Origin of the sequence: Collinsella acetigenes, from assembly GCF_012844445.1 — a bacterium.
GTDB classification, from domain to species: Bacteria; Actinomycetota; Coriobacteriia; order Coriobacteriales; family Coriobacteriaceae; genus Collinsella; species Collinsella acetigenes.
The window spans coordinates 212846-226050 of record NZ_JABBCP010000002.1; the positions used below are offsets into that span (position 1 = coordinate 212846).

General features: G+C 57.0%; 10 protein-coding genes and 3 tRNA genes. 12 read left to right on the forward strand and 1 reads right to left on the reverse strand.

Annotation, left to right across the window (positions count from 1 at the left end; genetic code table 11):
* Positions 1–61: 61 nt before the first annotated feature.
* The 7 genes from HF320_RS03920 (at position 62) to HF320_RS09070 (ending at position 7794) form a co-directional block, all read left to right on the forward strand.
* Positions 62–2062, forward strand: coding sequence for a PTS fructose transporter subunit IIABC family protein (locus HF320_RS03920; RefSeq protein ID WP_169277154.1), 2001 nt, complete (start codon positions 62–64; stop codon positions 2060–2062).
* Between the two features lie 278 nt (positions 2063–2340).
* Positions 2341–2619 carry an HPr family phosphocarrier protein gene (locus HF320_RS03925; RefSeq protein WP_022387280.1) on the forward strand — a complete coding sequence of 93 codons (279 nt, stop codon included), beginning with the start codon at positions 2341–2343 and terminating at the stop codon, positions 2617–2619.
* A 150-nt stretch (positions 2620–2769) separates the two neighbouring features.
* A complete protein-coding gene (gene ptsP / locus HF320_RS03930) occupies positions 2770–4473 on the forward strand; it encodes a phosphoenolpyruvate--protein phosphotransferase (protein WP_169277155.1) in 1704 nt (567 codons plus the stop codon).
* 90 nt (positions 4474–4563) lie between these two features.
* Positions 4564–5496: a 1-phosphofructokinase family hexose kinase gene (locus HF320_RS03935; protein WP_040220612.1), complete on the forward strand. Its 933-nt coding sequence runs from the start codon at positions 4564–4566 to the stop codon at positions 5494–5496.
* A gap of 338 nt (positions 5497–5834) precedes the next feature.
* On the forward strand, positions 5835–6764 hold the full coding sequence (locus HF320_RS03940; RefSeq protein WP_169277156.1) for a 1-phosphofructokinase family hexose kinase: 930 nt from the start codon (positions 5835–5837) through the stop codon (positions 6762–6764).
* Between the two features lie 286 nt (positions 6765–7050).
* A complete protein-coding gene (locus HF320_RS09065) occupies positions 7051–7260 on the forward strand; it encodes a transposase (protein ID WP_248276595.1) in 210 nt (69 codons plus the stop codon).
* A gap of 126 nt (positions 7261–7386) precedes the next feature.
* Positions 7387–7794, forward strand: coding sequence for a hypothetical protein (locus tag HF320_RS09070; RefSeq protein WP_248276596.1), 408 nt, complete (start codon positions 7387–7389; stop codon positions 7792–7794).
* 48 nt (positions 7795–7842) lie between these two features.
* Here HF320_RS09070 and HF320_RS03950 read toward each other — a convergent pair whose 3' ends face one another.
* Entirely contained in the window at positions 7843–9186 is a 1344-nt protein-coding gene (locus tag HF320_RS03950; RefSeq protein ID WP_169277157.1) for a C1 family peptidase, read from the reverse strand.
* 291 nt (positions 9187–9477) lie between these two features.
* Between HF320_RS03950 and HF320_RS03955 the strand changes: the two genes are divergently transcribed.
* From HF320_RS03955 to HF320_RS03975, 5 genes are all read left to right on the forward strand, one after another.
* Positions 9478–10962, forward strand: a complete 1485-nt coding sequence (locus HF320_RS03955; RefSeq protein ID WP_349290698.1) for a CCA tRNA nucleotidyltransferase — start codon at positions 9478–9480, stop codon at positions 10960–10962.
* A gap of 84 nt (positions 10963–11046) precedes the next feature.
* Positions 11047–11123 (forward strand) — tRNA-Glu (locus HF320_RS03960).
* Between the two features lie 207 nt (positions 11124–11330).
* Positions 11331–11404, forward strand: a tRNA-Gln gene (locus HF320_RS03965).
* Between the two features lie 15 nt (positions 11405–11419).
* A tRNA-Glu gene (locus HF320_RS03970) sits at positions 11420–11496 on the forward strand.
* A gap of 185 nt (positions 11497–11681) precedes the next feature.
* The gene (locus HF320_RS03975) at positions 11682–13082 is read left to right on the forward strand and encodes a lysylphosphatidylglycerol synthase transmembrane domain-containing protein (RefSeq protein WP_169277158.1); all 1401 of its coding nucleotides are present in this window, start codon (positions 11682–11684) and stop codon (positions 13080–13082) included.
* Positions 13083–13205: the final 123 nt, after the last annotated feature.

Below are 13205 nucleotides of genomic sequence, written 5' to 3' on the forward strand. Positions count from 1 at the left end.
TGATCGAGGATGCAGCGCCCAAAAGGGGAGGGCGCTCACTTCTAGAGAGAAGGAGGGACGTATGGCTCAGCAGTATGACGTTATCGCGGCAACCGGTTGTCCGACCGGCATCGCGCATACCTTTATGGCAAAGGAAGCGTTGGAGAAGGCTGCGGCTGAGCGCGGGCTCACCATCAAGGTTGAGACCCACGGCCAGGTTGGAATCGAAAACGAGCTTACCCCCGCAGAGATCGCCGGCGCCCGTGCCGTCGTGGTCGCCGCCGACAAGGACGTTCAGGCAGAGCGTTTTGCCGGTAAGCCCCAGGTGACGGTCGGCGTGTCCAAGGCTCTGTCCGTCGAGGCCGCAGGTGCCCTGATCGACCGCGCCCTGGCTGCCAAGGGTGACGCTTCTAAGGTCGTCGCTGCTGCAGACGACGCTGCAGAGGAGAAGGAGTCCATCGGACACCAGCTCTATAAGCACCTTATGAACGGCGTTTCCCATATGCTCGTGTTCGTCGTCGCCGGTGGCGTGCTTACCGCGGTGTCGTTCCTATGGGGCATCATGTCGTTCGACTCTACGAACGTCCAGTACAACACCTTCGCCGCGATGCTCAAGATCATCGGCGGCATTGCCATGAACCTCATGGTTCCCGTGCTTTCGGCCTATATCGCCGAATCCATCGGCAAGCGTCCGGCGCTCGTTCCCGGCTTTGTTGCCGGTATGATCGCCATCACTGGCCTGCCCGTCTCGCCCGAGACCGGTCTGATTGACGCCGGTGGCTCGGGCGTGGGCTTCGGCTTCCTCGGCGGCATCGTTGGCGGTTTCCTTTCTGGTTACGTTATCCTGCTGCTGGAGAAGGTTTTTGCCAAGCTGCCTCAGAACCTCAATGGTCTGAAGGCCATTTTCCTGTACCCGCTGTTCTCTACGTTCATCGTGGGTATGGTTATGCTCGGCATCTCTGGTCCCATGGCTGCCATCAACACGGCCATGATGGACTTCCTTAAGGGCCTCTCGGCCTCTGGCCCCATTGTCCTGGGCCTGGCCATTGGCTGCATGTGCGCCTTTGACATGGGCGGCCCGGTCAACAAGGCCGCATACGTCACCGGTACCGCTATGCTTACCGAGGCTCTGGCTGCGGGCGTTGGCACCGATACCTACAACTTTGGCACCAACTTCATGGCTGCTGTTTCTGCTGCCTGCATCGTTCCTCCGCTGATCACCACCTTTGCCGTGGTTGTGGGCAAGAAGTACTTTAGCCAGGAAGACCACGACGCCGGTGTCGTCAACTTCATCCTGGGCTGCACGCACATCACCGAGGGCGCCATTCCGTTCATGACCAAGAACATCTGGCCTGTCATGCCCATCATGATGATCGGCTCCTCTATCGCCTCTATCCTCACCATCTTCTTTGGCGTGCACGATCCGGCACCCCACGGCGGCTTCCTCGTGCTGCCCGTCGTGGATGGCGGCCTGCAGTGGGTTATCGCCATCCTGATCGGCGCCATCGTGGGCGGCATCCTATTCGTGCTCTTCAAGAAGGTCGAGTACGGCAAGAAGCAGGCGGCTGCGCCTGCCGTCGAGGCTGCTCCTGCCGCCGCTGTGGCCGCACCCGCCGAGGCCCCCGCTGCCGATGGCTTCGTCAAAGAGGAGAACATCTTCTTGGGCCAGGACTTCGCTGGTCGTGACGACGTGCTCTCCTTTATCTCCAACGAGGCTGTGAAGAACGGTATCGCCGATGACGCCGACGCGCTCATGCAGGCCTTCCTTGCTCGCGAGAGCGAGGGGACCACGGGCATGATGGACGGCTTTGCCATCCCGCATGCCAAGTGCGCTGCCGTTAAGGCCCCCGCTGTCATTGTGGTCAAGGACGATTCGGGCGTTACCGGTTGGGACACCATGGATCAGGCTCCGGTCAATGTGGCTATCGCCTTGCTCATCCCCGAGGCTCAGTCGGGCACCACGCACCTCAAGCTTCTTTCCAAGGTTGCCGAGGCGCTTATGGACGAGGATTTCCGTACCACCGTCAAGGGCGCTACCGAGACCTCCCAGGTGCTCGCTGCCATTAGCGACCGTCTTGCTTAACAGCATCTAGCGCGTCTAGAGCAAAACGTTGCCTAACGGGCGCGTCGCAGGTCCACCCCTGCGGCGCGCCTTTTTCATGATGTGACAGAAAAACGACAGGTTTATTTTGTCACATTTTGCCGTTGAGCAGTCCTTTTCTTCCCATTGCGGCCGGGTGTGTAAATAAACCTGATGTCTTCTCGCATACTTGGGGGTTAGCCCCTCTTTGAGGTAAACTATGCGAGGTATGTTTCACGCATGGCCGCATGCTGTGCGTGATCGGTTAAAAAGGAGTCGTCATGGTTTCCGAGAAGGTCACCCTTATCAACCCCCAGGGCCTGCATATGCGTCCCGCCGGTCTGTTTGCTTCCACCATGGGCAAGTTCGCTTGCGATGTGAAGGTTGTCGCGGTCACGGACGAGGGTTCTACTCGCGAGGTCAATGGCAAGAGCCCCATGGCCTTGATGGCTGCCGGCATCAAGAGCGGCGTCGAGGTTGAGATTCGCTGCGATGGCGAGGACGAGGCCGATGCCCTGTCCACCGCTATCGAGCTCATCAAGAGCGGCTTGGGCGAGTAATTTGCACATCATGCTCTGTAATTTTAGGTAACATAGCGCAGGTGCCCGCCCCATGAGGGTGAGTGCCTGCGTTATTTTATGCGGTGCCGCATCTGGGCACCAAAGAGAGAGGGGCGCCCGACGGGGGCGCCAAAGAGAGAGGACATCTGCATGTACAAGGGAGTAAACGCTTCCGAGGGTATCGGTATCGGCACCGTTGCCGTTGCTGTCGAGCCCGATCTGAGCTTTGAGGCGCACGCCGTTGAGGACGCTGCTGCCGAGAAGGAGCGCTACGCTAAGGCCCTCGACGTCTTCTGCCAGAAGACCGAGGCTCAGGCTGAGGCCATGAAGGTCTCTGTGGGCGAGCACGAGGCCGAGATTATGATCGGTCACATCGCGCTGGCTCAGGACCCCGGCATGAGCGATCAGATCAACCAGGCTATCGACGCCGGCACCTGCGCTGAGCAGGCACTCGTCGACACCACCACCATGTTTGAGAACATGTTCCTCTCCATGGACGACGAGATGTTCCGTCTGCGCGCTGCCGACATCGCCGACATCCGCACCGGTCTTCTGGCTGAGCTGCTGGGTCGCGAGGTCGTCGACCTTTCCGTGCTGCCTGCCGGCACCGTCATCTGCGTGCATGACCTCACGCCTTCTATGACCGCCACCATCGACAAGAAGAACGTTGCCGCTATCGTTACCGAGACCGGCGGTCGCACCTCTCACTCTGCCATCATCGCTCGCGCTCTCGAGATTCCTGCGGTCCTTTCCGTCGAGAATTCCTGCACCGAGCTCAAGAACGGCATGACCGTTATCGTCGACGGCTCCAAGGGCGTTGTCGTTGCCGATCCCGACGAGGCCACCCTTGCCGATTACACCGCCCGCGCCGAGGCCTTCGCTGCCGAGAAGAAGGCTCTCGAGGCCTATCGTGGCAAGGAGACCGTCACCGCTGACGGCGTGAAGAAGATCCTTGCTTGCAACATCGGTAGCCCCGACGACGTTACCGCTGCTCTCGAGCACGACGCAGAGGCTATCGGTCTGTTCCGCTCTGAGTTCCTGTTCATGGATGCCAAGGAGCTTCCTTCCGAGAACGAGCAGTTCGAGGCTTATCGCAAGGTCGCTACCGCTCTCAAGGGTAACCCTGTCATCATCCGTACGCTCGATGTGGGCGGCGACAAGGAGATCCCGTACCTGCACATGGTCAAGGAAGAAAACCCCTTCATGGGCTTCCGCGCCGTGCGTTACTGCCTGGCCAACCCCGACCAGTACAAGGTCCAGCTGCGCGCCCTGCTGCGTGCCAGCGCCTTTGGTGACGTCAAGATCATGATCCCGCTTGTCACCTGCGTCGAAGAGGTCCGCGCCGTCAAGGCTCTCGTCGAGGAGTGCAAGGCTGAGCTCAAGGCCGAGGGCGTCGAGTTTGACGAGAACATCGAGGTCGGCATCATGGTCGAGACCCCTGCCGCTTCCCTCATCGCCGACAAGCTGGCCCAGGAGGCCGACTTCTTCTCCATCGGCACCAACGACCTGATCGGCTACACGATGTGTGCCGACCGTGGTAACGATACCATTTCCAACCTGTACCAGGTGTACTACCCGGCCGTTCTCCGTTCGCTCAAGAACATCATCGAGAGCGGCGTCAAAGCCGGTATCATGGTCGGCATGTGCGGCGAGGCCGCTGCCGATCCGCTGTTGGAGCCGGTGCTCATTTCCTTTGGCCTGGAGGAGTTCTCCATGTCTGCGCCGAGCATCCTGCGCGCCCGCAAGACCATTTCCCAGTGGTCTAAGGCCGATGCCGATGCTCTTGCCGAGAAGGCCCTGGCGCTTGACACTGCCGAAGAGGTCAAGGCACTTCTCGAGGCTAACGCTCGTTAATCGTGCGTAGGTCATGAGATAGGTAATCTGCAAGGTCGTACGGTGTGGATACCCATGCCGTACGGCCTTGTATTTAAGTTAGGGGGACCTATGTTTTACACGCTAACCGCTAACCCGGCCGTCGATATGACGGTTTCCTGTCAGACGCTCGTGCCCGACGAAAACATTCGTTCGAGCAATGCTAGCTACACGCCCAATGGCAAAGGCCTGGACGTGTCGTTTGCCCTTAAGAAATTTGGCGTCGATTCCGTCGCGCTCGGTTTTTTTGCTGGGTTCACCGGTCGTTTTATTGTCGATGAGACCATGAACATGGGCTGCCTCTGCCGCCCGGTGTGGACCGACGGCATCACCCGCATCAATTCGTATCTCAACGATGGCGAGCACGAGTACGGCGTTTTGAACCCGGGCGCTCCGCTTACTCCGCAGGCTCAGCAGGAACTCTACGACATTTTGGATACCGCGGGTAACCTTGACTGCCTGGTTGTTTCCGGCTCTGTGCCGCCCAAGGCCTCACCAGACTTCCTGGACAAGGTCATGGATCATGCCCATGCGCGTGGTTCCGATGTGGTTCTTGACCTCTCCAGCTCCAAGCTCAAGACGCTTGCCTCTAAAAAGCCGCTGCTCATCAAGCCCAACCATCACGAGATGCGCGAGATTTTTGGCGTCACCATCGATACCGATGACGACGCTCGCCGCGCTCTTGCCATGGCTCACGAGGTGGGCGTGCAAAACGTCCTGCTCACGATGGGTAGCCGTGGCTCCGCGTACTTCTCCAACGGCGAGGACATCTGGTATGCCAAGCGTCAGTTCAACATCAAGCTGGTTTCTTCCGTGTGCGCCGGCGACTGCACGCTCGCCGCGTTCCTCACCATGTGGTATAACGATCGCGACAACGTGGAGAGCGCTTTGAAGCTCGCTCTTGCTACCGGCGCAAACGTTGCAGAGAGCGTTGGTCTGGGCGACTTCTCGCATGTCGATGAGTACAGCAAGCGCATCGAGGTCCGCAAGCTTCCTCGTCTGTAGGACGTAAGGCTTCCGCCTCGTTTCGAACATATTGTCGGTCTTTTAGGCCGGGTGCTATATCCCCCTATGGCACCCGGCCTTATTAATGTGACAAAAATTCGACAGGTTTATTTTGTCACATTATACCGTTCACGGGTTTAAATCGACCGTTGGCAGGAGTTTGCGCAGGTAGATGGTCGATGTCTGAATGCTCGCCGCCGGCGTGCATCGCAGCCCGTCTTTCGCTTTTTGTCGTGTTTGTTTGTTTTTGGACAGGGCTTTCGCGGGTCTTCGATTTGGTACGCTAGGAGCGGTTTTACACAGCAATTTCGCCTCGTGGACCATATAAAGGAGACATCATGATCTACACCCTTACCGCTAATCCTGCGATCGACTACAACATTACATGCGATGGCTTGGAGCCCAACTGCGTCACGCGCACGCGCGACGCAGTCTACAGCCCGAACGGCAAGGGTCTGAATGTTTCTTTTGCTTTGCATCACTTTGGTAAAGACACCGCTATTCTTGGCTTTTTTGCTGGCTTTTCCGGCCGCTTTATCGTCGAAGGCGCCGAGGCCAAGGGCGTCGACGTGCACCCTGTGTGGACCGATGGCATCACGCGCGTGAATGTATTTCTTAACGCTCAGGACCGCGAGTTCAATATGGTGAACGCCGGCGCTGCGGTGAACCCTGCCAACGAGCAGGAAATATACGACCTGATTGACTCGCTTGAGGATATGGAGTGCCTGGTTATTTCCGGCTCTCTGCCGCCGCATACGTCCGAAGATTTCCTTTCGCAGGTCATCTCGCGCGTTAAGGCTCGCGGTGCGGAGTTTGTGCTCGACATCTCGAGCCCTCAGCTGTCCGATCTTATTGCGGAGGAACCGCTGCTCATCAAACCCAACGACGATGAACTACTCGACATCTTTGGTCTCGAGGTTTCGCTTGAAGACGAGCAGACGGTTGTGGACGCGATGGCCGAGCTTCATAAGAAGGGTGCCAAAAACGTGCTGCTCACGCTTGGTGGCAAGGGGGCGTATTTCTCCAACGGCAAGCATATCTGGTATGCGCGCTGCACGGTGCCGGTAAAGGTGCTTTCGACGGTTTGTGCAGGCGATTCTACGCTCGCAGCGTTTCTGTCCATGTGGCATGACGATCCCGAGCACGTTGAGGATGCTCTGCGTTTGGCCATGGCGACGGGTGCCAATGTTGTTGAGTGTGCAGGCCAGGGCGATTTTGCCAAGGTCGACGAGTATCGCCAGCACGTCGAGGTTCGCGCGATTGCCTAAATGTGACAAAAAGACGACAGGTTTATTATGTCACATTCCGCCGTTGGCCGATTTTTACTGAATATGGCCTTTGAGATATGGACTCGCCGTGAATTATCGGCGGGTCCTTTTGTTTTGCGCCGTCTTGTTTGGCCATTGCAAGCAGCCATGTTTGATTTGTGTTAGATGTTGCGATCTTTTTTATTTGAAGGAGCGGAATTTCCGCAGATACCGTTCGCCATTGTTTCTCCTGTTAAAAGCTGCTTTTTCTAATCTGTGGTCAAATGCAATTAACTGAGGGGGCATTATGGCAACAGACGCGCGTAAAATCTCGGAATCTGGCTACTATCACGCAATCGCTCGTGGCAATGGCCGCCAGCTGATTTTCGAGGACGATGATGACCGGCTTCTCCTGCTGCAAAAACTTGAGGAGGTTTTCGCGCAAAAGCATATCGTTGTTATCGCGTGGTGTCTGATGGGCAACCATTTTCATCTGGCGTTACTCGATCGAGAGTAAGCATTATCTGCTGCTTTTCAAGCGGTTCTCTCGTCGTATGCGCGTATATACAATCGCAAGACGGGTCATTCTGGTCATCTTTTTGATGCGAGATTTTGGAGCGAGCCGATTAAAAGCGACGCACAGTTGCTCGAGACCGTTCGCTATATTCACGATAACCCGCAAAAAGCTGGTATTGAGCCTTCCTGGTGTTATCGATGGAGCAGCTATGGCCAGTACGCGCGCGGTGAAGAAGGGCTTGCGGATACGACTGTGGTGCTTGATCTGATTGGCGGACCGCGCGGCTTTGTTGCCTTTACGAACAATATCTTGCCCATATGGGATCCTGCGGAGGAGGAACTGGAGGAGCTTCGTCATGACCCACGCGTAGTTGAGGTCTTGACCGAACATGGCGTCGCAAGTCCCGCGAAGATAAAAGCCCTGCCAAAACCCGAGCGCGATAATCTTTTGAGAGATTTAAGGGCACGCGGCTTCAGCATACGTGAGCTGGAGCGCTTGACGGGTATTGGCAGGGGTGTCATTCAACGATTGTGAAGAACCGATGAAAATGTGACGAAATAAACCTGTCGACTTTTTGTCACATTAGGCAAGAGATCCCATGGGGTCCCAGGGGGCAAGCTCGATTGGGTCGCTCTCGAAGGCGGTGAGCTCTTCGGGCGTAAGGTATTTCTTGTCTACGACCACCTGGTAAACGTACTCGTCAAACCATGCGGCGGAGCCGATGTCATAGCCGTCGTGGCCGTGATCATCGCCCCAGCTGTTCTCAATGCGCCAAGAGGTTGGCTCGCCCGCCGCATCTAGGCTCACGCCCTGCAGGGTCATGGCATGCGTCATGAGCGATTCGCCGTATTGCAAGCGATCGCCCTTGTTGAGACCGGCCTCGATAGGCAGGCCGAAGAGCGCGTCCACATCGATCGAGGCGGGGTCGAGCAGACCGCGCTCGGAATCAAATCCCTGGTCCACGTCGGAGCCAAACCACACGGGCAGGCCATCGTGCATCTGCGCTACCGCCACGCGCTTGAGTGACTCGATGGGGAGGTTTACGTATCGCACACCGCCATCTTCGGCGACATTTCCCAGGTATTTAACGGTGTAGGAGCGGTAATAAGGCTTGTCGGGCGTGGGCGCATTGATGATTGAGATATAGCTATCGAGGTCCATGTCCACGTACTCGCGGAAGAACTCCTGCGGTGTATAGGTTCCCGATGCCTTGAGTTCGCCCTTTTCATCGCGGATGCGGACGTCAAATGACGCAGGTGGCTCGCCCAAGCAGATCACAAGGGCGCGATAGACATCGGAGAGCATCTCGTTCTTAGTCGCCTGCAGCTCTTCTGTGGTTTGGCCAGCAGTCACCGCCTCGCGGAGTTTCTTTGCACATGCACGCAGATAACGGGTGAGATATTTATCCAGGTCACGGGTATTGGAGGAGTTTGCCGTTTCCAGCATAGCCTCTTTGGGACACACGCCGTATTTTTTAACGAGCGAGCGGAACATGTCCCACTGGCCACCGTCAGACAGCGGGTCTGCTAGCAGGAAAGACACCTCGCGGCCGGCAAGGTCTTGATTGGCGGTGGCGATAATGTTTTCGAAGAACCAGTTGGCACGCTCGTATTTATCCCAGAAGAGGGGATATGCCTGCGAAAGTTCAAAGGTCTTGATGCCGAGTTTTTTGATGATGCGGTAGCGCATGGTATTGAGGCTGGCGAACATCCAGCAGCGACCGGAGCGTTTTTGGTTGGTGACGTCGCCTTGCTTGAGCTGCACATCAAAGGTGGTCGAGGCGAGCGATGCTGCCTGCGGATTGTGCGCAGCGGCTCGGATGCCGCATGAACTGGCGGCATTGCGGGCAATGACAGTAGCGCGGTCCTGCGCGATGCGGGCTGATGTTTCCCGGGTTATGGCGGGGTCTATGGCGTGCATGGTCATGTTTGTCTCCAATCAAATGCATGCGTTCCCGTGCGATGCGGCACAACAGGAACGCGACGGCTGACCATCGCAAATATATTCCTGTTCTAGGGCGAAAGAAAGATGGCGACCGCCAGTCCGGTCGCTTTTTGTCCCGGATGCCATGGTGCGAGTATCTGTCGGCTGCGTCTGAATATGTAGGACTCGTGAAAATGTGACGAAATAAACCTGTCGACTTTTTGTCACGGGGGAGTGGGGGCGGGGAGCGGAGTCGGTATACTGGTGGGCGAAACGTACAAGGAAGGGAAATCGGTGGCGGATATCAGCGCATATGAGGATGTCGATCTTGAGGGAACGCGACTTTCGAGGCCTGCGTGTCGCGTGTTGCGCGCGCTCGAGGCGGCGGGTCTCGAGGCGTGGGTCGTGGGCGGCTGGGTTCGCGATGTCCTCATGCATGCGTCTTCGCACGATGTCGATATGTGCTGCTCGGCCCCTTGGCAGCAAAGCAAGGCAGCGCTTGAGGCTGCGGGTATCGGCGTGGTTGAGTCGGGTATCAAATTCGGCGGCATTACCGCCATCGCAGACGGCGAGCGCATCGAGGTCACCACGTATCGCCTTGACGGCTTCTATACCGATGGCCGCCATCCGGAGGAGGTAACCCGGGCTGAGCGAGTTGAAGATGACCTTGCCCGTCGCGATTTCACCGTGAACGCCATGGCGTGGCATCCCGTTCGTGGCCTTCTTGACCTCTACGACGGCGTGGGCGACCTTGCGCGTCGTGAAATTCGGGCGGTGGGGGAGCCGCGTCGTCGTTTTGAGGAAGATGCCCTTCGCATGCTTCGTGCCGTACGCTTTGCTTGCCGCCTGGACTTTACCGTGGAGCCAGCCACGCGAAAGGCTCTGGCAGATTGCGCGCCCTTGCTCGATGCCGTTGCGCGCGAGCGTGTTGGTGTTGAGCTGCAGGGTGTTCTCGCAACCGGCCTTGGGGGAGATGCTCTTGAGCGCTATCCCGAGGTGATGTGCGCCGCTATTCCCGAGCTTGCGCCCTGCCGCGGTTTTGACCAGTGCAGCATCTATCATGATTACGATGTTTACGACCATACCCACCGTGTGCTTACCGTTGCCTGTGTGCTTGCTCGCGCGCAGGACGATGGAGACGCTCAGGCGGTTGCTATTTCGCCTTCGCTTATGTGGGCGGCTCTTCTGCATGACATCGGAAAGCCTCAAACGTTTTTTAAGGACGAGGCAGGCCATGGCCATTTTTACGGCCATCCCGAGCTTGGTTCCACGATGGCGAAGGAGATCATGCATCGCCTGGCATTGCCAAATGACTTGATTCGCGACGCCTGTCTTCTTATCAAATATCATGACCGCCCGCTTAAGGCGGAGCGAAAGAGCGTGCTGGGAATGATGAACCGCTTTGCGGCGGAGGGGGTGGACACCCCGCGGCTCATGGATGAGCTGTTCGACCTTAAGCGTGCCGACGCGCTGGGCAAGTCCGCCCTCTGCTTTGAGTACGTGTGGGAAGTCGAGGACATGCGAGAGATGTTCCACAAGCTACTTGAGGCAGGTGAGGCATATAGCGTAAAGACCCTGGCTATTTCGGGCCGCGACCTCATTGCCATGGGTGTCGAACCGGGCCGCCGGATCGGTGAGCTGCTGGAGCAGGCTCTCACAGCGACGATGCAAGGTGGCGTTGCCAACCGTCGGGATGGTTTACTGCGCTATCTCGCGCGGGTGGCCGGCATTTGCGCAGATGCCCCCACCTCGTCTCTTCATGATTCATCCACAAATTAGGGCGATTTCAAATCACCCCTTGCGCAAGGACCTTGGTATCCCGTAATATAGCTTTCGCATTGAGGCAGCAATGCTTCGGCACATGGCCCGTTCGTCTAGCGGTTTAGGACGCCGCCCTCTCAAGGCGGAGATCACCGGTTCGAATCCGGTACGGGCTACCATCGTTTGCTCAGGGCTCCTTCGGGAGTCCTTTTTTGTTATAAAGCCAGTTTGACGTCTGGCTCCATAGTCGGTTTTTTTGATTCTTCTCTTCGGTCGGATTTTAATTCGTCGAAAAAAAGTTTAAATTTGGGCTTGCGCACTGTTGGCATCTGCCGTAATATACTTTCTTGCGCAACGGCAGCAGCCGAGCGCGACTGGATGCATCTTGGGATGTCGTCTAATGGCAGGACAGCGGATTCTGGTTCCGTCAATGGGGGTTCGACTCCCTCCATCCCAGCCAGTGCATCTTACATATGGCCCGTTCGTCTAGCGGTTCAGGACGCCGCCCTCTCAAGGCGGAGATCACCGGTTCGAATCCGGTACGGGCTACCATCGATTGCTCAGGGCTCCTTCGGGAGTCCTTTTTCATATTGCTTCCTGACGCAGTTGCCATCCTTTAACGAATGCGTCAGAGCCAGACCTTTCAAAAATGTGATGCAGGCTTGCATGGAAGTCTGGGGATAATGCCACTCAGGACGTACAATGGAACACGTTCTACATCTAATTAAAGGAGAACCATGACGGGGCCCCTTAAGCACAAAACTTCTCATCCGCAGGTTGACGTTCAGGTTGCCGGCGGCGACGATACCAAAACCGCGCGTCGCGGTGCCATTTTTATTGGCTTGGTCCTCATCGCCTATATCGTTTATTTGGTGGTTACGGGACAGATGGCGCAGTTCTGGGGCGCCATGGCGTCTGTGAAGGGCGGTTGGCTCTTTGTCGCCTGCTTCTTCATGTTCCTGTACCTCGTCTTCGGCATTCTCGCTTACGCGATTGCCGTGTGGCTTGATCCCCATTCGCCTGTGGGCATTCGCGATCTTATCTCCGTCGAGGCTTCGGGCATTTTCTTTGGCAATCTCACGCCCATGATGATGGGCTCCACGCCTGCGCAGATTTACCGTTTGACCAAGGCGGGGCAAAACGTGGGCGAGGCGGGTGCCACGCAGTTCACGCGATTTATCGTGTATCAATTTGGCCTCGTTGCTTGGGGCGCCATTCTGCTTTTGGCCCGGATGCCGTATTTTGCCGAGCATTATGGCGACATCACGCTGCTGTGCGTCTTCAGTTTTGGCGGCCACTGCCTCATCTTGCTTGGCATCTTTGCCGTGGCGCTCATGCCGGGTATGGTGACGCGTCTGGCACATTGGATTATCAACCTGCTTGAGCGCGTTGGCATGTCCAAGTCGAAGATTGAGGGGTGGCGCGGCTTTGTCGACAGCGAGATCTACTCGTTCTCCGATAAGTTCAAGCTTTCTGCCGGGCATTTCTCTTCGATGGTGCTCACCGTCATCATCACCATGCTGCAGCTTGCGTTCTTCTATTTGGTGCCATATTTTTTGATGCTCGCCTTTGGTAAGCACGAGGTCGACTTTTTCTCGGTCATGGCGGCGAGCGCTTTTGTGCAGCTGCTTTCTTCTGCGGTTCCTCTGCCGGGCGGCACCGGTGGTGCCGAAGGCGGCTTCGCACTGTTTCTGGGCCATTTCTTTGGCTCTGCTGCAACAGCAGGATATCTTCTGTGGCGCCTTATCACGTTTATTGCTCCTACTATCCTGGCGGCGCCGCTTCTGGGTCTTAAAAGCGCTCACAACGCGAGCATTCATGCTCGCTGGGACCGTGTGCTGCGTCGCTTTGGTAAGGATTCGTCCGGATCGGCCAAATCCTCCTCATCCGGCTCTGCGCGCAAGAAGGGTAAGAAGCGCAGCCATCCCTCGCATCATGAAGACGAGATTGCTGCTCCGCTGGCTTCTATCGGGTCTCTTGAGGAGGCGTCCGCATCGTCTTCCCATCGCTTGAGCGTCAATGGTGCCGCGTCTTCGAGCCCTTCGCGCAAAAAGCCCGTTGCTCGAAGGACAGTGCGCCAGTCGGCGGATGGCATTACCGTCTCCCCATCTCAGTTCAAAAAGAAGCCGCGCGCATAGGGGAGTGCCAGGGCAGCTGCCTATATCGTCGGTACTTTAGATTCGTTAGATAAAAACCCTCTCTCGGCATTGTGCCGGGAGAGGGTTTGTCTACCTATGTGGAGGAGTTGAGAAAATGTGACA